This window comes from Sphingomonas sp. C3-2 (assembly GCF_033025475.1).
Taxonomy (GTDB): Bacteria; Pseudomonadota; Alphaproteobacteria; order Sphingomonadales; family Sphingomonadaceae; genus Sphingobium_A.
Genome location: NZ_CP130322.1, coordinates 2,220,917 through 2,247,820, shown reverse-complemented (window position 1 = coordinate 2,247,820; position 26,904 = coordinate 2,220,917). Strand labels below are relative to the sequence as shown.

Sequence of the window (26,904 nt, the reverse complement as noted above, 5' to 3'; positions counted from 1 at the left end):
CGCGCGCGGCGCCAGAGATATTGCGAACGATTATCTTTAAACGTCAATCGGGCAACGGCGACACTCTAAAAACGGACAACTGCACGGTCAACGAAGACCATGCATCAGGCCGAGACTGTGCCGGTGTCCTCGGCGCTGCGCACAAAGTCGAGCGTGCTCATATCGGATTGCTGCAACCGGACGCGGCCGAGCGCCTGCGCCCAGTGCGTGGCCCCATCCGCCTCGAGTCGCCATTCGTGGATCCTGCGGGTGAAGAGTTGCAGGTCATATTCCTCGCTGATCCCGATCGCACCGTGGACCGCATGCGCGATCGCGCAAATGTCGGCGCCCGCGGTGCTCGCGACCTGTTTGGCGGTCGCGGCGGCCGCCAGCGAAGGCGGAAAGGCGCCGCGGCTGCCCATGTCGGCCGCCATCCGCGCCATCACGACCTTTTCGGCCATCACCGCCAATTGCTGCTGCACCGCCTGCTGGCGCCCGATCGGCTTGCCGAACTGGTTGCGATCCGCCGCATAGCCGAGCGTCATGTCGAGCAGACGCGCGGCCGCGCCGGCAATGGCGTGCGCGCGCAGGACGGCAAGCGCCTGCGCGGCGGTATCAAGGGTGAGCCCTGGCGCGAAAATGAGTGTTTCGCCGGCATTGGCCACAAACGCGATGTCGGCGGCGAGCGACCCGGGTAGAAGCGCCGGGGTGATCCCCGCCCCGTCGAGCGACACGAGCGCCGCCCCATCCGCCGACACCAGCAGCACCGCGCCGGCGACGCGGCCAAAGGGCACCGCAAACAGCTGCACGGGGCGGGCCTCTGCGCGTGTCACGATCAGAATCGGCCCGGCAGGCGCGGCGACACCCGCCTGTGCGAGGAACAGCCGCGCGACCATGGTTTCGGCGATCGGCGCGGGCACGGCATGGCGGCCGAGCAGCGCGAAGAGCGCACCCGAATCGGCCCAGGCAATCCCGGCACCGCCAGCCGCCTCAGGCACGAGCAGATCGAGGAAGCCCGATTGCTCGATCTCGTCCCAGACAGGGCGCCAGTCGGTGTTTCCGGTTTCAATGCCGCGCACGGTTTCAGACGGGAAGGTAAGGCCGAGGAGGCGATCGAAGGCGTCGTTGATCTCGTTCATCATCCCTCTCCTCAACGCAGCCCGAGGCCGCGCGCGATGATCCCGCGCAAAATCTCACGCGTCCCGCCGCGCAGCGAGAAGCTGGGTGCGATCTGGCTGAGATACAGCGCGGTCCGGTAGAGATCGCGGTCGGCGGCGTCACCCAGATCGGCCGACAGCAGATCGGCGATCCGCACCGGGATCGCCTGCTCGAACGCGGTGCCGAGATCCTTGACGAGCGATGCCTCGGTTGCCGGGCTTTCGCCCGCCGCCAGCTGCGCGGTGACGGCGATCGACATCTGACGCAGCACGGCGAGCTCAGCGGTGAACTGGCCAACCACAGCATCAATCCCCGGCGGCGCCCCCACCGCACCCAGCCGCCTGACCCAGCCATCGAGCAACGCGATGCTGGAAAAGATGCGTTCGGGTCCGCTGCGCTCAAAGGCCAGTTCGGCATTCACCTGCTGCCAGCCCGCGCCGGGTTCGCCGATCAGCGCGTCTTCGGGCAGATGGACATCGTCGAAGAACACCTCGGCGAAATGCGCGTCGCCGGTAAGATCGGCGATGGGGCGGATGGTGATGCCGGGCGTGCGCAGATCGACGAGGAATTGCGACAGCCCCTTGTGGCGATCCTCGGGCGTACCCTCGGTCCGCACAAGCGCGATCATATAATCGGCAAGATGCGCGTTGGTGGTCCAGATCTTGGAACCGCTAAGCGTCCAGCCCGAGGCGGTGCGCACCGCGCGCGAACGAACGCTGGCAAGATCCGAGCCCGAGCCGGGTTCGCTCATCCCGATGCAAAAGAAAAGTTCGCCCCGGCTGATGCGCGGTAGAAAGAACTCGCGCTGCGCCTCGGTCCCGAAGTTGAGGATGAGGGGCGCGCTTTGGCGGTCGGCGATCCAGTGGGCGGCGACCGGCGCGCCCGCCGACAATAGTTCCTCGACCACGACATAGCGCGCAAAGGGGCTGCGCTCCTGCCCGCCATAGCGGCGCGGCATGGTGAGGCCGATCAGCCCCGCCGCGCCCAGCATGCGGCTGAAATCGCCGTCAAAGCCCATCCAGGACCGCGCACGCCGTTCGAGCGACATGCCCTTGATGTGTTCGGCAATGCATTCGCGCACGCGGGGGCGCAGTGCCTCGTCCTCGGCCGGAATGTCGGAAAGTACCAGATTGTCGAACAAGGCCGCCCTCACGCTCAAAGATCAGGGCAGAATGTTCGCACGCACCCCGTTAATCAAATATCGATTTCCACAAGAGCGATATTCACGAGATATCGTGGCAGGCGAGCGCGATGTCGCGGAAGTTGCGCAGCATCGGGTGCAGCCCGGCGCGCAGATAGGCGAGGCCGTTCTCGATCACGATCTGCGGGGCGAGCGTGACGATGTGGATATCGGGCGGCGCGATCACCGCGGTGCGCGCGGGTACGAGCGCGATGCCAAGCCGGCTCTGGATGAGCGAGAGGATCGTCTGCACCTGCGCGGCTTCCTGCGCGATGGTGGGGACGAAGCCCGCGCTATGACAGGCCCAGAGCGTCTTGGCATGCAGGATGCTGGGCTGGGGATACATGATAAACGCCTCCCCCTGCAGTTCCTCCAGCGCGATCAGGTCGCGCCGCGCGAGCGGATGATCGTGCGGCAGCGCGACCGCGAGCACATCGCGTTCGAGCACCGTGGTCTCCAACTCGGGTTCGTCGAAGATCGGCAGGCGGACGAGACCGGCATCGAATTCGCCCGCATGGAGCGCCTTCACCACCTCGACCGAGGTGGTTTCGTGGAGCACGAGATTGACCTGCGGATAGGCCTTACGAAATTCGGGGACGATACGGGGGATAAGCCCGTAAATGGCGGAGCCGACAAAGCCGATGCGCAATTGTCCGCGCAGCCCACTGCCCCCGTCCCGCGCCGCCTGGCGCACCAGTTCCGCCTGAACCAAAGTCTGGCGGGCATGGGGGAGAACGGCCTCCCCCGCCGGTGTCAGCGTTACCCCGCGCGGGGTGCGGACGAAGAGATCGACCCCCAGTTCCTGTTCAAGCTTGCGGATCGCCACGGTGAGCGGCGGTTGCGACATGTTGAGCCGCTGCGCCGCGCGGTGAAAATTCTGCGCATCCGCGAGCGCGGCGAAATAGCGAAGCTGTCGAAGTTCCATGATAGTGGCCGCATATCATAAAGTTCAGCGGCAATATCACTGGTTTCTTCCCGCCTATCGCGCGCGTTTTTCCTCCAGATAGCCGCCGAGGCCGGCGACCAGCACCACGACGATAACGAGCACGGCGGCCGACGCGATGAGCGCCGCGTCGTAATTGCCCGTCAGGTCGACCGACCAGCCGAAGAGGATCGGCCCGCAGCCCGCGCCAAAGCAGAACAGGCCGAGGATCGTGCCATAGGTGGCGCCGTAATTTTTGAGATGCGCATAGCGGCTGGTGAAATAGGCGAGCATGTCGACTTCCGCCCCGGCCGCGAGGCCGAGCATCAGCGCGGCGGGAAGGATCGGCCCGCCGAGCCACAGCAACACTGCACTGAATACCGGAGCAAGCAGGAACAGCGCAGCGACATAGGGCGCGTGAAACCGATCGAACAAATAGCCCACGACGACGCGCGCGACGATCACGGCAAGGCCGACCGCCGCTGCAGCCTGCGCCGCATCGCCCGCAGCCATGCCGCGATCGACGAGCATCGGCACGAAATGGACGATCAGCCCGGCGACGAAGAGACCGAGCAGAAAGCCAACGACCAGCAGGATCAGCGTCTGGCGGTTGCGTTCGAACCGACCCCGCTCGGCAGGAGCAACCGTTCCGGCCTTCGCCTTTTCGCCCTGCACCATCAGGCTGACGGGAAAGCCGATGAGGAAGGTGACCGCCGCCATTACCAGCACCGCGTTGCGCCAGCCATAATCGACGAAGACGGGGCCCAGCAGCGCGGGCGCGAGCACGGCCGCCGTGCCGGTGCCGAGCAGCATCAGCCCGAGCGCCAGCCCGCGTGCCCTGTCGAACCGCATCGAGACGATCCGTGCCCAGATGGCGGGCGTCGTGCCGCACCCCGCGAGCGATACGAGCAGCCACAAAGCGTACCAGCCCGTGACCGATGGGCCCGCCTGCGCAAGCGCGACCAGCGCCAGCGGCGCCGCAATATAGCTGGCGACCGCGATCATCCGCATGCCGAAGCGATCTGCCAGCAGCCCGACAATGGGCGCGGACAGGAAGATGCCGAATTGCTGGAAGGTCGCCGCGCCCGACACCGCCGCGCGGCTCCAGCCGAATTCATCCTGAAGCGGTTTCACGAAGAGGCCGAGCGAATAGAAACCGATGCCCATGGTGCCGACGCTGATCGCCAGCGCCGCCGCCAGAACGAGGTGCCAGCCATCTGCAAATTCGCGCCGCGCGGCGCCCGGGGTCTCAACGCTCATGCACGTGCTAAAGCGCATGATTTGTCCGGACACAAATAGTTTCGACGCCGCGATATCAAGGGTTCAACGTGAATCGCGTGGCGACACGCCTCTAGGCAGCCTGGTGTTCCAGTGGGGATGCCGGGGTTTCGGCCGCCGCCCGGCGCAGCCGGACGGGCAGGATGACGAGCGCCGCAATCGCGACCACCACCATGAAGGCGACAAGCGCGGCCGAATAGCTGCGGTCGACATCATAGACATGGCCGATATAGCGCAGCGCCGTAAGGGTGAGCGGCACCTGGATCATCACCATCAGCCCCATGACGCCGCCATAGGACGCAAGGCCGAAGCGGGCGGCGATGAACGACGCCCAGAGCGGCGACGAGCCCCCCACCGCAGCCCCCACGATGAGCGACGCGGCCATCAACATGACATAGCCTGGCTGTGCCAGCAGGATGGCGAGGAACAGCTCGGTCATCACCGCCAGCACGACGAAGAGCCAGCGCAAATCGACGCGGTCGGCAAGGCTGCCCACCACCAGCTTGCCGACGATCGCCGAAATCGAAATCGCCGAGACGAGCATTGCGGAGGCGGCGAGCGAAAAGCCGAGATCGGTGCCGTAAGCGACCAGGGATGCGAGCAGCGCCTGATCGACCGCGAACAGAAGCCCCACCGCCAGCGCGATCAGCCAGAAATCGGCGGTACGCAGCAGGCGCTTCGCCGTCCAGCGCGCATCGGGATCGACGGCCGGTTGCGGCGTGCCGGGGGCAGAGGCGCGCGCGGGTTCGCGGATGAAGAAGAGTGCGAGCCCACCGACCAGCAGCGTGACGAGCAGCCCGAGCGCGGCGAGCGCGGTCCGCCAGCCCAGTTGCTCGACCATCAACGCCATGACCGGCATGAGCGCGAAGCCCCCCGCCGAGGTGGCGACCGAAACGACACCGAGCGCGCGCCCGCGCCCTTCGTCGAACCAGCGCGAGGTGAGCGTGGCGGCGGCGAGCGGGCCGAGGATGGCGGTGCCGAGCGCCAGCAGGAAGAACGCCGCCGCCGCCATCACCCAGAGCGACTTGGCGAGCGCGATCGAGACCGCGCCCAGACCGAACAGCACCGCGCCCAGCGCCACCATGATCCGCCCCGGAATGCGATCGAGCAATTTGCCGACGAGCGGGGAGGCGATCGCCATGCCGATGAGGAGGATCATCAGCCCCAGATTGACATCGGCGCGGGGCAGGCCGAATTCCGCCGAAATCGGCTTTACGAGTAAGGCAAAGCCATAGGAGGTGGTGCCGATGGCGAGCATCTGCGCGACGAACATGACGCCGACGACGACCCAGCCATAATGCATGCGGCCCGTTTCACCCGCCGTCATACGCACGCCCCCTGCTGCGCGCCGCGCACCAGCCGGCCGGGCGACTGGCCGGTGGGGGTGCCGTTGCGCTGGATTACCGTGCCGTTGACGATGGTGGCGACATAACCGTCCGCGCCCTGTGTCAGCCGGCGTCCGCCCGCGGGCAGATCCTGAAGCACATGGGGCTTGTGCAGCCTGACCCGATCCATATCGATCACGTTCAGATCGGCCTTCATGCCGGGCGCGATCAGCCCGCGATCGCGCAGCCCGATGGCAAGCGCGGCATCGCGCGTGAGTGCCTTCACCACCCAGGCAAGCGGGAGGCGCCCGGTTTCGCGGTCGCGTACCCAATGGCTGAGCATGAAGGTGGGGAAGCTGGCATCGCAGATCATGCCGTAATGCGCGCCGCCGTCACCCAGCCCGAGCAGCGTGGCATCGTCGAGCAGCATGTCGCGGACGGGATCGAGCGTGCCTTGCGCATAATTGCCGACGGCGACGTAGAGCATCGCATGGCCGCCATCTTCGAGCAGCATGTCATAGGCGACTTCCTCGGGCGTCAGCCCAAGCGCGCGCGCGCGCCCGGCGACGCTGTCGGCCGGATCGGGTTCGTAGTTCGGCGGATCGCTGAGCACGTAGATCTGCTCGAAATTATTGGTCATCGCCTGCAGCGGCGTCATCGTTCCGGTGGAGCTTTCGCCGAGAATGCGCGCGCGCGTTTCGGGATCGCGAAGCGCCGTGATCCGCGCGTCGAAATCGTCGGGCAGCGCCTTGAAGCTCGGCCGATCCATGAAGGGATTGGCCGATATGCTGTGCCCGATGACAATGCCGATCGGGCGCGGGAAAACCTGCGGTCGGATCGACTGGCCGCTGGCATTGGCTTCGTGGACCATCGCCATCACGTTGCGCCAATCATCGGGATCGCGGCCGCCCTGCGCGAGGGTGAACATCGCGGTGCGATCCGACTGCCCCAGCACGCGGCGCATCATCGCCACTTCATCCGCCCAGCTGAAATGGGGGGTGTCGAGCACGATCTGGAAGACACCCCGATCCGTGCCCATCGCGTCGACCAGTTCGCGCAGTTCGGTTTCAGACGCATCGAAGCTGGGGATGAGATCGCCGTCGCAGGTGCGGTGGATGAACTGGCGCGAAGTGGCGAAACCAAGCGCGCCCGCGTCCATCGCCGCACCGACAAGCCCGCGCATCACGGCGATATCATCGGGCGTCGCGGGTTCGCGCGCCGCGCCGCGTTCGCCCATGGCGTAGACGCGCAATGCCGAATGCGGGAGATAGGCGGCGACGTCGATATCGCGCGGGCGACGATCGAGCGCATCGAGATATTCGGGAAAACTTTCCCAATCCCAGCTCAGCCCCTCTGCCATGACGATTTCGGGGATGTCCTCCACCCCCTCCATCACGCCGATCAGCCGGTCGCGATCCGACGCGCGGCACGGGGCGAAACCGACGCCGCAATTGCCGAGCACCGCGGTCGTCACGCCGTGCTGCGAGGAGGGGTTCAGCCTGTTCGACCAGATCGCCTGCCCGTCATAATGGGTGTGGAGATCGACAAAGCCGGGGGTGACAACATGGCCCGTGGCGTCGATTTCCTCGGCACCGCGCGCCGCCACCTGGCCGATTTCGACGATGCGGCCACCCCGAATGGCAATATCGGCAATGATCGGCTCTGCGCCGCTGCCGTCGCATACCAGCCCGTTGCGCAGAACAAGGTCCATGTCGGACAAGGCACCTCTCCCATTTTTATATCGTTCGAGTGTGACGCTACAGCGCACCACCGGCATCATCCATATGAATGAAGCCGGTGGCGTCCCTCCCCCTATCACTGCGATTGTTGTGCTTGGCCCAAGCCCTCAGGCGGCTGCGGCGGCCTGTTCAATCGCCTGCGCCTCGAGCATCGCGCCATCGCCGCTTTCGTCGACGATCCATTTCACCATGCGCCGCAAGGGTTCGATACCGTCCTGCGGGCCCGGCGCCTGCATCAGCGTGGCCGCCCCGCCAAGCGACACCAGCCGCTGCGCGCCCTGATAGGCGAGCCGGTCACGCAAGCGCTCTTTCAGCGGTTCGGGATAGATGCCGATCGTCTGGGTATAGCTGTTCACCGAGCGGATCGCGGTATCCAGATTATCCACAGGGACGATATTGGCGACGCGGCAGGCGAGCATGCGGGCGAAATCGACCGACTGATCCGAGCGCGAGACGATGACCGCGCCTTCATTGCCGCGCCCGCCGAACACCCGGTATTCGTCGTCGACAAAGGCGAGCGCATCAATCTCGGCCTTGAGTTCGCCGTCGAACGCCTTGTGCGGGGTGCTCAGATGATCGGGGAGCGCCTGCAGCGCCTCGAAGGTGAACTGCCCCAACCGCTCGGCGCGCGCGATCCCTTCGGCATCGAGGCCGGATTCGACATGGATGACGCGCGCATTGACGCAGCCTTCCTGATTCATCGCGCCGATATCGACCGCGAGACGCCGCGCGACCGAGCGGAGCACGGTGTCGTCGGCAAAGGCTTCCTTGCCGATGATCGACCCCGAATGCTTGGGATCGAGCGTGATCAGATCCAAGCCCGGCTGGAGATATTGGGTCAGGTGCTTGATCCCGGCAAAGCCGCCCCAGGCGACGATCTTTTCGATCCGGCGCGGATCATAAAGATGCTGCTCGACCGCCTCGTCACCGCCCTTCCAATAGGCCACCGAAACATGGCGCGTAATCGGGTGATCGGGGGCCATCTCGATCATCGTGCGCACGACGGCGGCAGTGGTGAGCGGATCGTTCGAGGGGGTCTTGATGATCGCGTCGGAGCGCGTGATCGCGTTGCGGATCACCGTCGTCACGCCGACCACGGGCACATTGCCCGCGATGATATGGACACCGCGTGCGCCGATGGCGCGGATACGCACGCTGCCGGGGCCCATGGGGGGCTGTTCGACCCAGCCTTCGAGATAGTCGAGCCCGATCGTCCGTTCGGCGATGGCATACACCGATTGCGGCGTGAAATAGGAGGGGATGAGGCCGTAATGATAGCGCAGGATCGAATCCGACAGCCCCGAGGTGCTGCGCGACAGTTCGAACGATTCCTGCAGCCAGCCATTGCGCGCCGGATCGAGCCTATGGCCGAGCCGATCGAGATATTCGACGATTTCGGCAAAGGGCATATCGTACAGCTCGGCGAGCGCCGAAGCATTGCGCAGCGGCAGCCAATCGAGATGCTTCGACACATCGGGCGCGGTGAAGCGCGCACCGCCGCGACGGCCGCCATGTTCGACGGGATCGGTTTCGATGATTTCGCCGCGCAGCAGCAGGGGGACCGAAAAGCGCATCTCAATGGGTCCTTTCAAGCAGGAATTCGATGGCACGGTCATGCGCCTCGGGCGCGCCGGCACAGTTGATCTTGTCGTCGCCGTCCTTGATGTCGCTGAAGCGCGCGATATCCGGTTCGATATAGGGGCCGTGCCGGCCACAGGCGCACGGGCTGTCGAAACCGCCCATGGTGACCCGGTCGCCGGTCACGAACCCGCCCCAATAGCTATCCGCCAGCAGATCCATGACGGCAAGGCGCCCGGTCTGGAGGCCCGTGCGGGGAAGCGGCTCGCCGGTTTCGGGATCGAGCACGAAGGGGATCACGACGGGCGGGAAGTGATAATTGCCCTCCGGGCAGCGCGGGGCATTGGCGATGAGTTCGCTCATCCCGAAAAATTCCATGTGCCGGTCAAAGCCCAGAAACTCGAAAATCTGTTCGCGGTAATCGGGCGGGAGGACACGCCCCTTCGAGCCGCCGCCCGAGGTGAGCACCGAATTGGGCCCGAACACGCCCTTGATGCCGCGCTTCAGTCCTTCTTCCGCCCATTCGAACAGGATTGGCCACACCGCGAACAGGAAGACGTCGCGTCCGCCGAAGCGTTCCTTGGCCTCGGCAAAGAAGCGGTCCATGTCGGCGCTGCGGCTGGCCTCGCGCGCGGCGAATTCGTCGCGGCGCTTGATCAGCCCCTCGGGCAAGGCCAGCTGCCCCTCTTCGCCGCGCGCCTCGGCCGCGCGGAGCCGCCCGGCGAGCGAGGCGACATCCGCGCTGAAATAGGCGTCGGGATAGAGGAACAGCGCCTCCCCCCCGCCGTAAAGATCGGCCATCAGGTTCATCCCCCGCGCAATCGCGCTGGCGCCGTGGCGATAGGAGGGCGAGATGAGCGGCATGTGATCCTCGACAAGATCGGGGCCGCTGCCCGCACCGTGGAAATCACGGATGGCACGGGCGTTGATCGTCGCGGCGAGCCGCAGATGCTCCGCCGTGCGCGGGATGATCGACAGCTTGCCCGAGGTGCCGAAGGTGTGGATCGGCATCAGCGCGCTGCCAGCCGAAAGCGCCGCGATCCATTCGTCGATCGCCTCCACGCCGGTGACATCGACGCCCGACAGATCGGTGGTGGTGAGCGAGGCGAGCCATTTGGTCAGCCGATCGAACCGCCCCTGTTCGAGGAAGGACAGTGGATAGGATTTATAGACGGTGTGCGGAAACAGGAGCGGCACGACATCGTCGAGCGCATTGATCTCCTGAATGCCCTGTTCCTCGGCCAGCCGCGCGAGCGCCGGTATCCCCTGCTTCAGCGCGTCGAAACGCAGGCGAAGTCCCGCAAGCTGCGCGCGCTCGCGTTCCGCGGCGGAGAGTGCGTAACCGGAATCATACGGAGCGTCGACAAAGGCCTGTGGGTCCTTTGCCAGCGTGTCGGCCAATGAAGCCATGGCGCATCCTTTCCATTCTGTTCGGCCCAGCGCCCTGCACCCGAGCGTGCCCCCGACAGGTTTTCCGCCCCTTGAGGACACACGGCATCGCTGAACCCGTTTGCCGTTATCGAGGATCAATCTGGGCCCGATTCAAGGCACCGGCATCACGCAAACGGATGATGCCGGACATTCGCGCGGACGCGATAGGATCGCGCCGAAAAAGCGCAGGAAATAGCAGTTTTTGCCTTTTGCAGACCGATGGAAAAAGGGCATCATCGCCGTGACAAACGTGCCATTCGAAGCGGAGAAATCCGTCGACGTCGATCACGCGGCATGAACAGCCAAGGCATGGGAGCAGGAGAGAAAAAGGTCGTGTCGGATAATCTCAACCGTGAAGTGCTCTGCAACGCCCTGTATGACAGCCTTTCCGAAATCCCGATGTGGGAAAGCTTTCTGCAGCGGGCGAGGTCGATTTTCCAATGCGATCATGTGTCGCTGATCCTCGCGCCATCGCTGGCCCCGCACAATGCGCCGGTTTGCGTAACCGATGACGATATGATGGCCGAGCCGCTGGACCGCTTTTGGCAATCGGGCTTCTGCGCCGATCTGCGCGACGGCAAGGTCGCCCCCTATGCGATGCCCGAGGACGGCTGGCGCATGCTGATACTGCCGGTGAGCGGCAATCAGGCGCTGACCGCCCATCTGGCGCTTTGGCGCAAATATGACGCGGCACCATTTTCGGACGAGGACGAGGCGCTGCTGAACAGCCTAGCCCAGCCGCTGGAACAGGGAATGCGCGTCTATGAACGGATCGTCGAACTGGAACGGCGGCAGATGCTGTCCAACGCCGCGATCGAGACCAGCGGCATCGGCGTGATCCTGGCCGACAGCGACGGCAAAATCCTGCTCACCAACCCTATCGCGGACGCACTGCTCGCGGCGGGCGACGGACTGCACCGCGCGCATGGCAAGCTGAAGGCGTCCTCCGCCGCCGAAACGACGCGGCTGATAAGCGAGATCCGGCAACGGGCATCGGAACAGAGCGCGCATTCGAACTGGGACCGTTATTCCCCCATCGCGATAAAGCGCGACGGGCAGGTGCTGCCGCTTACCGTCATCGTCCGGCCGGGCCCGCCCTTCTACCCACTCAAGCGCCCGCTGCACCGGACCGCGATCCTTGTGCTGCGCGATCCCAATCGCCAGCCGATGATCCCCGCGACCACGCTGGCATCGCTTTTCGGCCTGACCCCGGCGGAGGCGACACTGGCCAGCGCGCTGGGCCGGGGCGCCAGCCTTGAAGAAGCGGCCGCCGCCATCGGGGTGAGCCGCCATACCGTGCGGTCCCAGCTTCAGGGGATTTTCCTGAAGACCGGGACCAACCGACAGGGCGAACTGGTGCGGATATTGCTCAGCTCGGCCGCGGTATCGAGCTGAGCGAGCTCATTTTTTCGGCAGCGCAAAGGCCATGACATAATCACCGATGCGGGTTTTCATGAACTGATGCCCGCCCGAAGCGATGACGACATATTGGCGCCCATCCTCGCGCGAGACATAGGTCATCGGCGTGGCCTGTCCGCCTGCGGGCAGGCGCCCCTTCCAGAGCTCCTTGCCCGAGGCGAGATCGAACGCGCGCAGATAATTGTCGAGCGTCGCCGCCACGAAGATCACCCCGCCCGCGGTCACCACCGAGCCGCCCTGATTGAACACGCCGGGAACCGGCACGCCCAGCGGCGCATGATCGCGCGTCGTGCCGAGCGGACGTTGCCAGAGCAGCTTTTGCGTTTTCAGATCGACAGCCGACAGCTTGCCCCAGGGCGGCGCGTTGCACGGCACGCCGAGGAAGGAGGTGAAGGGCCGTTCGGTCTGGACCGCATAGGGCGCGCCCGTCATCGGCGAGATCGCGGCATTGCCCTTGAGCACGATCTGCTGGCCTTGCGGCGCTTTCTTGCGCGGGATGAGGTGCGCCACAAGCGGCATGTAGGACGAGTTGACGATCATCAACTGACGCGCCTCGTCCACCGCGACACTGCCCCAGTTGACGATCCCGTTATTGCCGGGGAAGACCAGCGTTGGTTCGGTACCGATCGGCGTGAACGGCCCTTGATATTTCAGGCGACGGAACTGGATGCGGCACCAGAGCTGATCGATCGGGGTGATGCCCCACATATCGGCTTCGACCAGCGGGGGCGGCATGAAGCTGAGGCCGCCGGTAAGCGAAGGCTGGGTGGGCGCATAGCGTTCCCCCGGGATCGTGCCGGCGGGCACCGCGCGTTCGCCAACCGGGGCCAGCGGCTTGCCGGTACGGCGATCGAGCAGGAATATCTCGCCCTGCTTGGTGGGCTGGAGCAGCGCCGGGACGGTGGTGTTGCCCATCGGCATGTCGAACAGCACGGGCTGCGAAGCGACGTCGTAATCCCACAGATCGTGACGAACGGTCTGGAACGCCCAGCGCAGCCGCCCATTGGTGCCGTCAAGCGCGACGACCGCCGCCGAATAGCGATCGATCAGCGCGTTGCGATGCCCGCCGAAATGATCGGGCGTCGAGTTTCCGGTGGGGATATAGACAAGGCCCAGCGCCGGATCGACGCTGAACAGGCTCCAGGCATTGGGCGATCCGCGCACGAATTGCTGCGCAGCATTACCGCCCTTCGCCTCGACCGCGCCGGCATCCCAGGCCCAGAGCAGACGCCCGGTGATAGCGTCGAAACCGCGCACCACACCCGAGGGTTCGTCGATCGCCATATTGTCGAGCACGAGCCCGCCGACCACGGCGACATTGCCGATCATCGTCGGTGGCGAGGTGACATAATAATAGCCGGCCGGAATATCGCCGAGGCCGGTGCGCAGCGAAATCTCGCCATTCTCGCCAAAGGACGGGCAGCGTTTGCCGGTGCCCGCATCGAGCGCGATCATCCGCGCATCGACGGTGGCGACGAGAATGCGGCGGGGGCAGCTTTCAGCCGCGCCAGCCGCCGCCTCATAATAGGTGACACCGCGGCAGATGAGCATCGGCACGCCCGTGGAATCGACGCGGGGATCATGGCGCCAGCGTTCCCGCCCGGTTGCGGCGTCGAGCGCGATCACGATGTTGCGCGGCGAGCAGAGATAGAGCGTGTCGCCCACCTTGATCGGGGTTGCTTCGAACATCTGCGCCGAGCGGCTGTTCGGGAAATTTTCCGGCAGGTCGCCAGTGCGATAGCTCCAGACGGGTTCGAGCTGGGCGACATTTTCGGATGTGATCTGCGCGGCGGGGGAATAGCGCGTGCCCCCGGCACTGCGCCCAACGACCGGCCAGTCGTGCACATCGCCGCCGATCGCAGCCTGTGCCAGCGGCGCTGAGGGCACCGCATCATCGGAACGGGTGGCGAGCAGCGCGGCGACGATCAGCAGCGGCAGCGCAACACCCGCAACCACGCGCAGGCCCGTAGCGACAGGCGCCTGCGCCTCTGAACCGTCCAGTTGCCGCCACATCCAGGGCGTGGCCAGCCAGAGCCCGAGCACGCAGGGGCCGACCAGACGCGGCAGGAGCAGCCAAAAGTCTGCGCCAACCTCCGCCCAGGCCCAGACGGCGAGCGCGATCAGGAGCGCGAAATAAAGCATCGCGCCGATTTTCGATCGACGCATCAGCAGCACCGCCGAGGCGATGCAGGCGAGCCCGGCGGGAAGATAGGCGAGCGTCCCGCCAAGGCCGATGAGCCAGGCCCCGCCGATGGTGAGCCAGAGCCCCGCCGCGCCAATCACCAGCGCCACCAACCATAACTGCATGCGCCCCAGCATCTTGCCTCCCCTGCCAATTTTCGCGCGCGTAATCCGCGTCATTATGCGCAGGGGTAGCAGCCAGGCACGGATCTGCCTTCATCCATTTGCATCATGACCGGAGCCGCCCCGGGCAGGCACCTCATTACGCGCCCGATCAGAGAGAGCGCCGCGCCATCCCGCGCAGGCCGTCCGGCGGGCATTGGCTCAACATTCGTTGGGGAGGATAGCTGAATGAAATTTCGACAAAAGTTGCGTTTGTCAGCGGCTGTTATTGTGTCGTTTACCGCGTTCGAGGCGCAGGCGCAGGACAGCGATGCCCAGGGAAATGCACCGGCAGCCACGGAAGCGCATTCCAGCCACACAATCGAAGACATCATCGTCACCGCGCGCCGACGCGAGGAATCGCTTCAGGAAGTTCCCGTCGCGATCACCGCGCTTTCGGGCCAGGCGCTCGAACAGAAGGGCGTCCGCGCGGTCGAGGATCTGCGGCAATCGGTGCCTGGGCTCAACATCTCGGGACAACGGCGCGATGAAGCCAGCTTCTACCTGCGCGGTCAGGGCCCCGGCATCTTCAACACCGGCCAGCGCAACTTCACCAGCGTCGCGACCTATTTCGCCGAAGTGCCGACCGACATCGCCGGCCCCGGCATGTTTTTCGACCTCGCCAATGTTCAGGTGCTGAAAGGTCCGCAGGGCACGCTTTTCGGGCGCAACACCACGGGCGGTGCCGTGCTGTTCGAACCCCAGCGGCCGACCGGCGTGATCGAGGGTCATGCGAAGGCAACGATCGGCAATTATGATCGGCGCGAATTCGAAGCGGTCCTGAACGTGCCCGTGATCGAGGATTTTCTTGCGGTTCGACTGGCCGCCAATATCGCCAAGCGCGACGGCTTCACCAAGAATGTCGTCACCGGCCAGGACATGGATAACCGCGACTACAAGGCGTATCGCGCGTCGGTTCTGCTCACCCCGACCGATGGCTTTGAAAGCCTGACGATCATCGACGGACTGCACAAGGATCAGAACGGCACATCCGCCATATTGCGCCAAATCAACTCCAACATGCCGATCGCGGCGGCGCTTGCGCCCTATCTGGAACGGCAGAAGGAACTGGGGGTGCGGCGCACGATGATCCCGACCTTGTTGTACGACGAGCAGTATAATTTCGGGATCACCAACAAGACGTCGTGGGACGTGACCGACACGATCACGCTCAAGAACATCATTTCCGTCCGGAAATCGCGCATCGATCGGGGAAGCGATTACGACGGGACACCGATCCCCACCTTCCTGTATGAAAACGCCACACTGCCCCGCAAATGGCAGACCGGTCAGGAGCAACTGACCGAGGAGTTCCAGGTTCAGGGCCGGATCCCGGGGCTGAACACCAGCTATATTCTGGGTTTCTACCACGAACTGTCGAAGCCGGGTTTCCCGCAGGAATTGCGCCAGCACCTGTTCGGCACGATCACCGTCCGCAATCTCGATGCGCGGGACGAAAGCAACGCCGTCTTCGCGCATGTCGAAACCGACCTTACCGATCGGCTGCAAGTGTCCGGCGGGTTCCGTTACACCTGGGACAAGCGCGAAGCGAGCATCAGCGTTTCCGACACGCAGGGCAACTGCACCCAGCGCGTGCCGACGGGCACCGGGCCGATCACCTGCCCGTTCAGCGCGGATGCGAAGTTCAAGGCGCCGTCCTATGATGCGACCGTGCGGTACAAGCTGTCGGACGACGCGCAGATTTATGCCGCCTATCGCCACGGTTACAAGAGCGGCGGCGTCAACCTCCCCTCCCCCGCACCCGAATTCACCCGGTTCGAACCCGAATTCGTCGACGAATATGAAATCGGCCTGAAGGCGGATTGGAATGTCGGCTTCCCGCTGCGCACCAACCTCGCCTTGTTCCTCGACAAGTATAAAGACATCCAGATCTCGCAACCCGTCGTGATCCCGAATGTCGCGATCCAGTCGCTCGTCCGCAACGCGGCCGAAGCGACGAACAAGGGGGTCGAATTCGAAACCACGCTGGAGCCCGTCGACAATCTGCTGATCAACGGCTTTGCATCCTATCTCGACGCGCATAGCGACGTGACGGTGCCGGGCACCGCTGCCGTGAAGGGCCGCCAAACGGCGTTCCAGCCCAAATGGAAATATGGCTTCGGGATCCATTACACAGTGCCGACAGCAGAGTCGTTCGGGCGGCTCAGCGTGGCGGCCGATTATAGCTGGCAGGGACGTGCGAACACGAACGAGCTCGCCGCCAATCTGATCACCACCTATCCCGGTTACAGCCTCGTCAACGCCCGAATCGAGCTGGCCGACGTCGCACAGAGCGGGATCGACCTGTCGGTGTTCGCGACGAACCTGACGAACAAGGCCTATATTCTGGGTGGCTTTCCGCTGGGTGGCGCGATCGGGTTCGAATCCGCACTGTACGGCGAACCGCGCATGTACGGCCTTTCGGCCAAATTCCGGTTCGGGAACTGATCTGCCCATGGTGGACGCACCCGCGTCCACCATATTTCATCGTCGATTAAAGCAGCCCCGGCTCAAAGCCGGGGTTCGCCCATCAAGGCAAGATCGACCTCGATCAGTGACGGCCCGTCGATCCGCACCGACCGTTCGAGCGCAGCCTGGAAATCGTCGGGATTGTCGACGCGTTCGCTCGGCATTCCCATCGCCTTGCCCAGTCCGACAAAATCGGGGGTGTGGAGATCGACCGCATAGGGCGTGACGCCCGCCGCTTCCTGCAGGATCTTGAGCACGCCGTAACCGCGATTGTTGAACACCAGCAGCGTCATCGGCGCGCGCGTTTCTACCGCTGTCGCCAATTCCCCCAAATTGAGCATCACGCCGCCGTCGCCGTGGATCGCAAGCGTGCGGTGCCCCGAACCGATCGCAGCGCCGATCGCGACAGGCAGCGCCACGCCGATCGCGAGGCTGGTGCTGTAAGTGAAGCCCCTAAAGTTGCGGATCGGAAGCCGGTAGCTGCCCCATGTGTTGCCCACCATCGTCGCATCGCACACGACGATGCGATCGTGCGGCAACACGGCGTCTGCGATATCGCAGAGCCGCGCATGATCGGGGCCGATGCGATCGGTGGAATCGTCGAGCAGTTCATCGCGCACATCCGCGCCCAACCGTATGAATTCGGGATCGACGGTGCCGCCCGGGACAAGATCGCGCAGCGCATCGAGCGTCTCGCCCGCATCGCCGACAACACCCGCCAGCACCGGGAAATTACGCCCGATCATCGCGGGTTCGATATCGATCTGCACCAGCTTGCCCGCCAGCGGAAGCGTCCAGAAACCGCTGGCCACCGCCTGAAACCGTGTGCCGACCGCCACCACGAGATCGGCGGCGTCGAGCAGCTTGCGGAACGCCGGATAGGAGGTCGCGCTGCCGACAGCGAGCGGATGATCGGTCGCAAGCGCGCTGCGGCCATTGAGCGTCGTCACCACCGGCGCGCCGAGATGCTCGACAAAGCCGCGCACCGACGCCTCGGCATCGCCCCGGATGCACCCGCCGCCAAGCCACAAAAGCGGCCGCTTTGCCTTTGCGATCAGATCGGCGACCGCGCCCAGCATCGCCGGGTTCGGCGCGTCATGCTGGAGCGCCCGGGGCGCGGCCGTGCTGGCCGGAATGCGCGCCGAGAGCAGATCGGTCGGAATTTCGATGGCGCCGGGCTGGGGCCGGCCGCTCAGTATATCCTCGGCCACCGCCAGCAGCGTTTCGCGGATCTGGTGGCCGTGGAGCACCCGCGCGGTGCGCCGGGTGACGCTTTGCAGCATCGCGAACTGGCCTTCGGCATCGTGGATGAACGCCTTGTGCTTGCCCAGATGAACCCGGTCGATCTGCGTGGTGATGAGCATGACCGGGGATGACGCAAAGCCCGCCTCATAAAGCCCGTTCACGGCATTGGCGGTGCCCGGCCCCGTGCTGACGATCGCGACACCGAGCCTGCCGGTCGCGCGCGCATAGCCATCGGCGGCATGCGCGGCCCCCGCCTCATTGCGGGTGCCGATCACCCGGATCTGCGTGGATTTCGACAAGGCATCGAAAAGCGCCAGATTCTGCTGGCTCGGCACGCCGAAAATACATTCGACACCAAGCGCTTCGAGCGCCGCAACCACGGCTTCGCCGCCAGTGACCAGATCAGACATATCCCGCTCTTCCATGTTATTTTTCCATCATACGCGCTCGACCACGCGCCTCGGCGGAAGCAGGCCAGACTCCTCCTTCCGTCCGTCATTCTGAAAGAGCATCGGGCGCATCGCATCACACAAATGGGTGAGCATGGGGCACGCGCGCACCGTTCATCCGGAGGAGGACCGGCCAGCACCAATTGCATTTGCCAATTTTCTTTCCGCAAGAGATAGTTGGCGTGAGATCATGTCCAAAAAGAAACAGGCCAGCGAGGAAACAGCGGGGGCGATTGTCGCCGAGGCGGTGCGCATTGCGTGCGCAACCGGGATTGGCGGCGTCACCGCGCGGGCGGTGGCGGGCGGGATCGGTATCGCGCCATCGGCGGTCATTTATTATTTCAAGACGATAGCCGGGCTGCTGAACGCGGTTCACGGCGCGGCGGGGGTAACCTTGGCGGAGTGGCGCCAAGGTGTGCTGCGCGCGCTGGAGGATCCCGCCGCACGCCTGCTTTCGACGGGCGCGCTGGTCGCGGCGACGGTGACAGCGCTGACGCGCGAATTGGGGCCGCTCGTCATCCTGCAGCAGGAACTGCGGCGCGCGGCGCTGCGCGGGCTGCTGCCGCTCGACGAGCCACCGGCGATCGCGATCGAGACGCGCGCCGCCTTTTGGCAGACGCTTTTGCAGCATCACGACACCGCGCCCGACAGGATCGCCATACGCCGGCTGATCGCCGAGGGCCTTGTTCCCTTCGCGCTGCTCGATCCGGTGGCGTTCCGGCGCGATGCGTTGATCAGCGCGGTAATCGCGCGGCTGGAGGATCGCCTGACCCGCCGTGCGGTGTTGATGCGCGTGCCAGACCCGGAACTGCCCGAAGTGGATCAGGCGCCCAGCCTTCCGCAGGGCAAACGCCGGATCATCGACGCCGCGATGCGGATCATCGGGCGCGAGGGGCTGGCCAATCTGACGCACCGCAAGGTCGCCGCCGAAGCCGAGGTGTCGCTTGCCGCAACGACCTATTTCTATGCGAGCAAGGAAGACCTGATCGCCGATGCGTTTCAGGAGATCCAGCGCCGCGCCGTCCATGCGGTGGTGCAGGCGCGCCAGCCGCGCCAGCAGTTCATCGCCTCGGTTCTGCTCGACGAAAAGGATGAGGAACGCTGGGAAATCGCCGCGATGCTCGCGCTCAACCATGCGGCGATCCGCTTTCCCCGGTTCGAAAGCCTTGCGCTGACGCTGCGGCAGGTGCGCGGGATCGACGCGATGCGCTGGCTGCGCGCGCAGGGCTTTGCCGATGCGGACCATCTGGACGGCATTCTCTGGTCCGCCGCGACCACGCCGATCGGCGAATATGCGCTGCGCCTGCCGCCGGCGGAACGACGCGCCTATCTGGACGAAGAAACCGAACGCGTGTTCAGCGCGCTGTTCGGCGACCGATGATCGCCGCCTAGCGCGCCGGCACGCGGCGCAGCGGCAGCACCGCGAGCAGCGCCACGAGCAACACCGCCAGACATATGAAATAGGCCGGATGATAGCTGCCCGAACGGTCATAGGCATGACCGACATAGCTGATCGCGATCAGATTGAGCGGCATCTGGAGCGGGACCATCAGCCCCATCACCGTGCCGAACGAGCTGGTGCCGAAATGCCGGGCGATAAAGGTTGCCCAGAGCGGCATCGTGCCGCCAAAGCCAATGCCGACGACCGCTGCCGCGCCGATCAGCGTCGGATAGCCGGGATCGAAGGTGAGAAGCAGCAGAAAGGCCGCAGTCAGGACGATGATCCCCAGAAACAGCCAGCGCGGATCGACCCGGTCTGCCAGCGTCCCGACGGCGAGCTTGCCGGCAATGGCCATCCCCGAGATGAGCGAGACGACAAGCGTGGCCGACTGAAGCGAGAAGCCACGGTCGGTGCCATAGGGAATGAGCGAGACGAGGAGCGCCTGATCGACCGCCATGACCAGACCGATCGACAGCGCGATCGCCCAGAAATCAACGGTGCGGAGGCAAGCACCCGCCGTCCATTGCGGCGCGGGCGCAGCATCGGCGGCCAGCCCATCCTGCTCCGCCGGCCCCGTCCGCACCAGCCAGCCAAGCCCGCCGATGAGGACGAGCACGGCGAGCCCGACCGCACCGATCGCCGCGCGCCAGCCATGCCCCTCGACGATCCAGGCCATGACCGGCAAAAGCAGCATGCCGCCGACCGAGGTCGACACCGAGACAATGCCGAGCGCGCGGCCGCGATTTTCGGAAAAGACCCGCGCGGTGAGCGTTGAGCCGGTAAGTGGCCCCAGCGCCGCGCCGCCAAAGGCGACGAGGAAAAAGGCCGCAAAGATCATCGCGCCGAGCGAGGCCGACAGGGCGATGGCGAGGCACCCTACCCCGAACAGCACCGCCCCCGCCGACAGGATGACGCGGCCCGGCAGCCGATCGAGCGCACGCCCGATCAGGGGAGAAAAGATCGCCATGCCGAGGATCAGCGTCATCAGACCGATATTCATATCCGCCCGCGACAGGGAGAATTCGCTGGCGATGGGTTTGGCCAACAGGCCGAACCCGTACGCTATCGTACCGATCGCGAACATCTGGCTGCAAAAGAGGACGAAGAGGGTGAAATAGGGCCCCCTCGTCATCCCGCGCTCCGCCACCAGCTGCTCGTGCAAGACAGTCTCCGTTGCCCGCATCACCCGTCTCCCCTTGCTGCTTATCCTCGTGGATGCGGTCCCTTCGGCCGGTCGCCGACGACGGTGACGCGTTCAAGGTGGCGAACGCCCAGATAATCCGCAACGCCGTAATGCTGCGTCGAGCGATTGTCCCAAAAGGCGATCGATCCCGGTGCCCAGCGGAAGCGGACCTGATATTCGGGCCGCTTCACCTCGTCGAACAGGCGCCGGAGCAGATCGGTGCTTTCGTCTTCGGACACGTCGAGAATATGCGTGGTGAACCCGCTATTGACGTTGAGCAGCCGTTCGCCGGTTTCGGGGTGGAGGCGCACAACGGGGTGGATCTGCGGCGGATGGCGTTCGAGAAAGGCCGCCTGTTTTTCTGCGGTGTCGAGATGACGGCCGAAGGACACCAAGCCATTGTGCACGGCGTGGAGCGTTTCGATCCGTTCCTTCAGATCATCGTCGAGCCCGTCATAAACGGCGGCGGTGTTGCACCATAAGGTATCGCCGCCCAGCGGCGGGATCGTATAGCCCATCAGGATCGACGACGCTGACGGCGTATCGCGGAAAGTGGTGTCGCTGTGCCAGAAATCGGCCGACGGCGCCTGCCGCCCCTCGCGCAGACCACCGATCGAATCGAGCACGAGCAGTTCGGGATGCTCGGGATGCGCGGACAGCGGGTGGACTTCGAGCTCGCCGAAATATTCGCCGAACGCCACATGCTCGGCGCGCGACAGGCTCTGATCGCGAAAGAAGATCACCTTATATTGGAGCAGCGCCTTGTGGATGAGGTCAAGCTCAGCCGGGCTCGCCGTGCCGACCGAAATGCCCGATATCTCGGCGCCGATCAGCGGTTGCACGGGCGTGACCCGGACATGGCCGAGATCGGATGAAGAAGCGGTCTGTGTCATGTCTCTCCTCTCTCGCACTGTTCAGAATGCGAGCGACAGATCGAGGCCATAGCTGCGCGGATCGCCGAAGATGGCGCCGGGCAGCCCCGAATTGCCGTGAAAACTGTAATATTTCTTGTCGGTGAGGTTCTTGCCCCAAAGCGACAGGCGGATATCGGCGGCGCCCACGGGCAACTCGGACAGGGTCAGCCGCGCATCGAGCAGGCCGTAATCGGGGATGATATAGCGCGGATCGTTGCTCGCCGCGTAGGCGCGGTCCTGGAAATTATAGTTGATGCCGGCGGTGAGCGTGCCGATCGGCGTATCAGGCACGACATATTCGGCGCCCAGATTGAGGCTGTGCCTGGGAATATTGGTGAAGACGAACAGGTGCGCCAGATTTTGCCCGTTCAGCCCCGCGATCCGCTGATAGCTGGCATCGGTATAGCCATAGCTGGCGGTAAGGGTGAGCGCGTCGGCGGGCTTGGCGGTGATATCGACCTCCACCCCCTTGATCCGCGCCTTGCCCGCATTGAGCACATCGGTGCGCGTGGGGTTGGTCGCGTCGCTCTGGGTGTTGATCTGGATATCCTTATAATCGGCATAGAAGGCCGCGATATTGAACCGCAGGCGCCGTTCGAGCAGATCGGATTTCAGGCCAAGCTCATAGGAGGTCAGCGTTTCGGGGCCAAAGCCTTCATTGAAACGCTGCGTGGTCGAGGCGCGGACATTATAGCCCCCCGATTTATAGCCGCGCGCCAGCTTGGCATAGGCGTTGATCCGATCGCTGATATCATAGGCGAGGATGGCGGTGGGGCTGACATTGCTGAAGCGGTTGTCGCCCGCGCCTGCCGGCAATGTCGTCGCGGTGCCATTGGCCTGGGTCACGACATCCTGCAGCGTCGCCTTGCGTTCGTCGCGCGACCAGCGCAGCCCCAGGGTCAGGTGCAGCCGGTTGTCGAGCGCATCGGGGCTGTAGGTGCCCTGGCCGTAAACCGCATAGGCGCGGTTGTCGGCGGTTACCGCGCGGTCAGTGGCAATGCGCGCCGCGGTGACGGTGCGCGCCGCACTGCGCGAGGATTCATCGAAATAATAGAGGCCGAAGACATATTCGAGCTGCGATTCCAGCGCCGATCCGACGAGCTGGATTTCCTCGCTGAACTGCTTTTGGTGATCGTCGAATTGGTTGGTGAACAGCGCAAAGGGCCCGAGCGCACCGGCCAGATAATTCTGGTTCGAGAAATTGCGCAGCTTGCGATAGCCGGTCACTGATTTGAGCGCGAGATCGTCGTTGATCTGCCAGTTGGCGGTGAAATTATGCCCTTCGGCGCGCACATCGTTGCGCAGCAACCCCGCCACCGCGGACGAGCCTTCGTCCGGGCGAACCGCCATGGCCGGGTAAAGCGGGCTGAGCGCGACATAGGGCGGGGTGTCGCCAATGTCCGAGCGGTCATAGGTATAACGGAAATCGAGACCGTCCATGGGTACCCAGCGCACCGCCGCGCGGTAGGCATCGCGGCGCTGATCGCCGAAGCGCTTCACGCCGGTGCCGCGATTGGCGACGAAGCCGTCCTTGCGGGCATGGAGATAGCCCAGCTCGACCGCAAGCGTATCGCCCAGCGGAATGTTCAGCCGCGTGCGCGTGCGGAAGAGATCGTAATTGCCGACCGAGACGCTCTGCTTGGCCTCGAATTCGCCTAGCACCGGTGCGCGCGTGATGAAGTTGATCGCGCCGCCCGTGGCGTTGCGTCCATAGAGCGAGCCTTGCGGGCCGCGCAGCACCTCGATCCGTTCCAACTCGGCAACCTCGTTCGCGAGCCCCTGGCTGCGGCCGATATAGACGCCGTCCATATAGACGGCGACGCTCGGATCCTGCGTGATCTGATCGTCGAGATTGCCGACGCCGCGGATGAAGATCCGGCTGGTGGTGGCGCTGTTGGGATGCGGCGTCAGCTGCAGATTGGGCACCTGCGCCTGCAGGTCGCTCAGATTGGCGATGCCGCGTGCCTCAAGCGCGGCGCTGGTGAAGGCCGCGGCTGAAATCGGCGTCTTTTGAAGCGATTCCTCGCGCTTCTGCGCAGTGACAACAATATCTTCCAGCCCGCCTTCCTGCGCGATTGCAGGTGCAGCCGCCAGCAAAAGCCCGGCCGATAGCGAAACACGCCGTCCATAACGGTGAACCATACCTCTCCCCACACAATTTTATTGCACGATGGTACAGTACGCAGCGCTCGAATTATGCCTTCGAGCCATCGCAAAACTTCGCGAATGTTATTGGTCTATGGAATAACGACCCATGCGTCAATTTACATTGAACAATAGTACAGCACACTCGCGATAGTCGCGGCAGAGCCATACCACTGCGTTTTGCGGATTGAGCTCTGATTCCCGTCGGAGTGGCGATTGTGCGGGTGATGCAAACGCCGCGCGGGCGCCGGACGCCAGGTATTTGGGCACAAAAAAGGCGCCGAGTGGCGCCTGTGTGTGTTGTGGTGTTGGTTTCGGGAGCAGGATTTGACCGCTGCAGAACGCGCTTTGGGCTGGGGCTGTGAACCAAGAATTATGGAGCGACGCGAGCCCGATTTCTCCCTCGTCTATCTACGTGGCCCGCCCCCCCATATCTATGGCGCAGCCATGAGATGGCTGGGCATATTATCGGCTGAGGCTTGTGCAGGCGGCCTGGTGCGCGCCTTGCGGTCCATTTCGAGAGTCACGCCATGCCCGATCCGATCATCTTTACCACCCACAGCTCGTGGTTTTCCCGTCTCGGCGCTTCCTTTCGTGGCGTAGTGACCGGGCTGATTTTGGCATTGGCCGGGATCGTACTGCTTTTCTGGAACGAGGGACGTTCAGTCGATGCGATCCGGGCCAATGCGGAAGGCGCCGCAAATGTCGTCGCGGTGGACGCAAACCGGATCGATCCGGCCAATGAGGGACGGTTGGTCCATGTCTCGGCCCCCGCGCTTGCCGAAGGCGTGCGTCAGGATGCGGCGTTGGGGATCCAGAGCGATGCGTTGATCCTGATGCGCAAAGTGGAATATTATCAGTGGCAACAAACCGCCAAGTCCGAGACGCGTACCAAGCTGGGCGGCGGCGAGGAAACGACCACCACCTATAGCTATGCTCGCGAATGGAGCGACTTTGCGCGGGATTCGAGCGGTTTTCACCAGCCTGCCGGCCATGAGAACCCGGCCCCGACGCTAAAAAATGAGAGCTTCAGTGCCGAACATGGCAAAGTTGGCGCCTTCGGCGTGGACGCCGCCGTTCTGAACGGCCTTTCCGCCGATCACCCTTTCCAGATCACCACCGAGCAGGCCGAAATCGCCACCAAGGCCTTGTCGCGCCCTGCCTCGGTGACCGAAGGCCGTCTTTACATCGGAGATAATCCGGCTGAACCGAAGGTGGGGGACATGAAGATTTCCTATGTCACTGCGCCCCAGGGCATGGCGGTCAGCATCATAGGGGGGCAGACGCGCGGCACCATTCAGCCCTACCCCACCAAGGCCGGTGCGCAGATCCTGATGGTTCGGGCGGGCACCGCATCCGCTGAGCAGATGTTCGCGCAGGCGAAATCGGCCAACCGCACGACAGCTTGGGTGCTACGCGCGATCGGCTTCGTCGTGCTGGTCGCGGGATTCAAGATGGTGCTGGGGCCGCTCGGCGTGCTGGCCGATGTCCTTCCGCTTCTTGGCTCGATCGTGCGCATGGGAACCGGCTTCATCGCCATGGTCTCCGGCCTCGCGCTCGGTACGCTCACCATTGCGATCGCCTGGCTCTTCTACCGTCCTCTGCTTGCCGTCGCGCTGTTCGTGCTGATCGGGGCAGGTATATACGGGGCGATCTGGTGGCGGCGCAGGCGCACGGCAAGCGCCACTCCGCCCGTTGCCTCACCTGCGGCCTGATCGCTCACCACGCCAGGAAAATATCGGCCATGCGTCCATTTGCCCTCCTTGCTGCCATAGGCATACTCCTGACTGCGCAGATATCGCAGGGGCAAAGCGTCAAGGAACAGCGCTATGACCTAGGCAAGCGGATTTGTGCCATGGTGCTGGAAGGGGAGTTGGAGGCGATCGCCGGCAAACCCTATCGCGAGACCATCGACCGCACTCTTTGGGATCGTGCCGAATATTGTCATTGCGTTGGTGAGGAATTCGCCGATGACCCCACCGACCGGCATGGCTTGCTGCGTGCCACGGGGGATGACGAAGCCCACGCCATGCAGGCAAAGATCGAGGATGCCTTGCAATCCTGCCTGCCCGGCAGCGGCAACATGGCCGACCTTGCCGGAACCGACTACGCCCATCCAGACGAAGACGCTGATGACGGTGAAAGTGAAGCCGATGCCCGGCTGTGCGAGCAGGCGATCGAGGGCGGCATTCTTCTCCCCGGCTTCGACGACCACGGGGTACGCGTGCGGATGCGCGCTTCGCGGCAGGACCGCGCCATGCTATGCGCCTGTTCTGCAAAGCATATGGCGGTCGACCCCGAGGCATTTGACGCCGAGGTCGAAGCCGCCGCCAATCCCAGCATCGTCTATGGCAGTAAACTGGCCGGTGCGATCAATATGTGCCTCGACTGACCCGCCCCCATATCCGTGGCATGGCGCGGTCAAGCACCGTGCCCCAATAGCGAACCTTCGTTAGAAAAAGCTCGGCGGCGTTCTCGGCTCGGTCGCCTGTTGATCCGCCAGCGCTGCAGCGCGGCGCCGGGGACGGTTTGGGCAGACCCAGCCCGAGCCGTCCCCAATGACCGAGCCCCCTGATCCGGCTGGTAAGCTATTGTTGTAGCAGCATGCTTTACGTAAGACCTTCGTCAGACCGCATGGGGATGTCGGGGGAACAGAGTGTCGAGTGGGATTGGCGTAACAGGCGCAATTGCGCGTCAGGCACCTGT

The 26,904-nt window shown here is 64.4% G+C and carries 18 protein-coding genes; 5 read left to right on the top strand and 13 right to left on the bottom strand.

Annotated elements, in window-relative coordinates; genetic code table 11:
* Positions 1-104: 104 nt before the first annotated feature.
* The 8 genes from QYC26_RS10795 to QYC26_RS10760 all read right to left on the bottom strand — a co-directional run bounded on the left by QYC26_RS10795 (position 105) and on the right by QYC26_RS10760 (position 10,569).
* The gene (locus QYC26_RS10795; protein ID WP_317512227.1) at positions 105-1,121 is read right to left on the bottom strand and encodes an acyl-CoA dehydrogenase family protein; all 1,017 of its coding nucleotides are present in this window, start codon (positions 1,119-1,121) and stop codon (positions 105-107) included.
* 8 nt (positions 1,122-1,129) lie between these two features.
* On the bottom strand, positions 1,130-2,278 hold the full coding sequence (locus QYC26_RS10790) for an acyl-CoA dehydrogenase family protein (protein ID WP_317512226.1): 1,149 nt from the start codon (positions 2,276-2,278) through the stop codon (positions 1,130-1,132).
* 82 nt (positions 2,279-2,360) lie between these two features.
* Positions 2,361-3,242: a LysR family transcriptional regulator gene (locus tag QYC26_RS10785; protein ID WP_317512225.1), complete on the bottom strand. Its 882-nt coding sequence runs from the start codon at positions 3,240-3,242 to the stop codon at positions 2,361-2,363.
* A gap of 54 nt (positions 3,243-3,296) precedes the next feature.
* Positions 3,297-4,499 carry an MFS transporter gene (locus QYC26_RS10780; protein ID WP_317512224.1) on the bottom strand — a complete coding sequence of 401 codons (1,203 nt, stop codon included), beginning with the start codon at positions 4,497-4,499 and terminating at the stop codon, positions 3,297-3,299.
* A gap of 91 nt (positions 4,500-4,590) precedes the next feature.
* Positions 4,591-5,844 (bottom strand): MFS transporter, encoded by a 1,254-nt coding sequence (locus QYC26_RS10775; RefSeq protein ID WP_317512223.1) that lies wholly within the window; start codon positions 5,842-5,844, stop codon positions 4,591-4,593.
* Positions 5,841-7,553, bottom strand: coding sequence for an N-acyl-D-amino-acid deacylase family protein (locus QYC26_RS10770; RefSeq protein ID WP_317515049.1), 1,713 nt, complete (start codon positions 7,551-7,553; stop codon positions 5,841-5,843). Before QYC26_RS10770 ends, QYC26_RS10775 begins: the two co-directional genes overlap by 4 nt.
* Before the next feature lie 135 nt (positions 7,554-7,688).
* On the bottom strand, positions 7,689-9,155 hold the full coding sequence (locus QYC26_RS10765) for an acyl-CoA reductase (protein WP_317512222.1): 1,467 nt from the start codon (positions 9,153-9,155) through the stop codon (positions 7,689-7,691).
* A 1-nt stretch (position 9,156) separates the two neighbouring features.
* On the bottom strand, positions 9,157-10,569 hold the full coding sequence (locus QYC26_RS10760) for a hypothetical protein (protein ID WP_317512221.1): 1,413 nt from the start codon (positions 10,567-10,569) through the stop codon (positions 9,157-9,159).
* Between the two features lie 354 nt (positions 10,570-10,923).
* On the opposite strand from QYC26_RS10760, the gene QYC26_RS10755 reads away from it, so the two are divergent.
* Positions 10,924-11,985 (top strand): hypothetical protein, encoded by a 1,062-nt coding sequence (locus QYC26_RS10755; RefSeq protein ID WP_317512220.1) that lies wholly within the window; start codon positions 10,924-10,926, stop codon positions 11,983-11,985.
* 6 nt (positions 11,986-11,991) lie between these two features.
* On the opposite strand, the gene QYC26_RS10750 is transcribed toward QYC26_RS10755, so the two are convergent.
* Positions 11,992-14,328, bottom strand: a complete 2,337-nt coding sequence (locus tag QYC26_RS10750; RefSeq protein WP_317512219.1) for a membrane-bound PQQ-dependent dehydrogenase, glucose/quinate/shikimate family — start codon at positions 14,326-14,328, stop codon at positions 11,992-11,994.
* Between the two features lie 255 nt (positions 14,329-14,583).
* Here QYC26_RS10750 and QYC26_RS10745 point away from each other — a divergent pair, with 255 nt between their 5' ends.
* Positions 14,584-16,800, top strand: a complete 2,217-nt coding sequence (locus QYC26_RS10745) for a TonB-dependent receptor (RefSeq protein ID WP_317512218.1) — start codon at positions 14,584-14,586, stop codon at positions 16,798-16,800.
* A 62-nt stretch (positions 16,801-16,862) separates the two neighbouring features.
* On the opposite strand, the gene QYC26_RS10740 is transcribed toward QYC26_RS10745, so the two are convergent.
* A complete protein-coding gene (locus QYC26_RS10740; protein WP_317512217.1) occupies positions 16,863-18,476 on the bottom strand; it encodes a thiamine pyrophosphate-binding protein in 1,614 nt (537 codons plus the stop codon).
* 229 nt (positions 18,477-18,705) lie between these two features.
* Between QYC26_RS10740 and QYC26_RS10735 the strand changes: the two genes are divergently transcribed.
* The gene (locus QYC26_RS10735) at positions 18,706-19,896 is read left to right on the top strand and encodes a TetR family transcriptional regulator (RefSeq protein ID WP_317512216.1); all 1,191 of its coding nucleotides are present in this window, start codon (positions 18,706-18,708) and stop codon (positions 19,894-19,896) included.
* A gap of 7 nt (positions 19,897-19,903) precedes the next feature.
* Here QYC26_RS10735 and QYC26_RS10730 read toward each other — a convergent pair whose 3' ends face one another.
* Genes QYC26_RS10730 through QYC26_RS10720 form a run of 3 tightly spaced genes read right to left on the bottom strand, consistent with a single transcriptional unit; the run spans position 19,904 to position 24,195 of the window.
* Positions 19,904-21,118: an MFS transporter gene (locus tag QYC26_RS10730; protein WP_317512215.1), complete on the bottom strand. Its 1,215-nt coding sequence runs from the start codon at positions 21,116-21,118 to the stop codon at positions 19,904-19,906.
* A 41-nt stretch (positions 21,119-21,159) separates the two neighbouring features.
* Positions 21,160-22,032 carry a TauD/TfdA dioxygenase family protein gene (locus tag QYC26_RS10725; RefSeq protein ID WP_317512214.1) on the bottom strand — a complete coding sequence of 291 codons (873 nt, stop codon included), beginning with the start codon at positions 22,030-22,032 and terminating at the stop codon, positions 21,160-21,162.
* Between the two features lie 21 nt (positions 22,033-22,053).
* Complete coding sequence (locus QYC26_RS10720) at positions 22,054-24,195, bottom strand: TonB-dependent receptor (RefSeq protein WP_317512213.1); 2,142 nt, start codon at positions 24,193-24,195, stop codon at positions 22,054-22,056.
* Positions 24,196-24,728: 533 nt separating this feature from the next.
* Between QYC26_RS10720 and QYC26_RS10715 the strand changes: the two genes are divergently transcribed.
* Both QYC26_RS10715 and QYC26_RS10710 read left to right on the top strand, forming a co-directional pair.
* Complete coding sequence (locus tag QYC26_RS10715; RefSeq protein ID WP_317512212.1) at positions 24,729-25,913, top strand: TMEM43 family protein; 1,185 nt, start codon at positions 24,729-24,731, stop codon at positions 25,911-25,913.
* Positions 25,856-26,590 carry a hypothetical protein gene (locus QYC26_RS10710; RefSeq protein WP_317512211.1) on the top strand — a complete coding sequence of 245 codons (735 nt, stop codon included), beginning with the start codon at positions 25,856-25,858 and terminating at the stop codon, positions 26,588-26,590. The genes QYC26_RS10715 and QYC26_RS10710 overlap by 58 nt, the downstream gene beginning before the upstream one ends.
* Positions 26,591-26,904 lie beyond the last annotated feature (314 nt).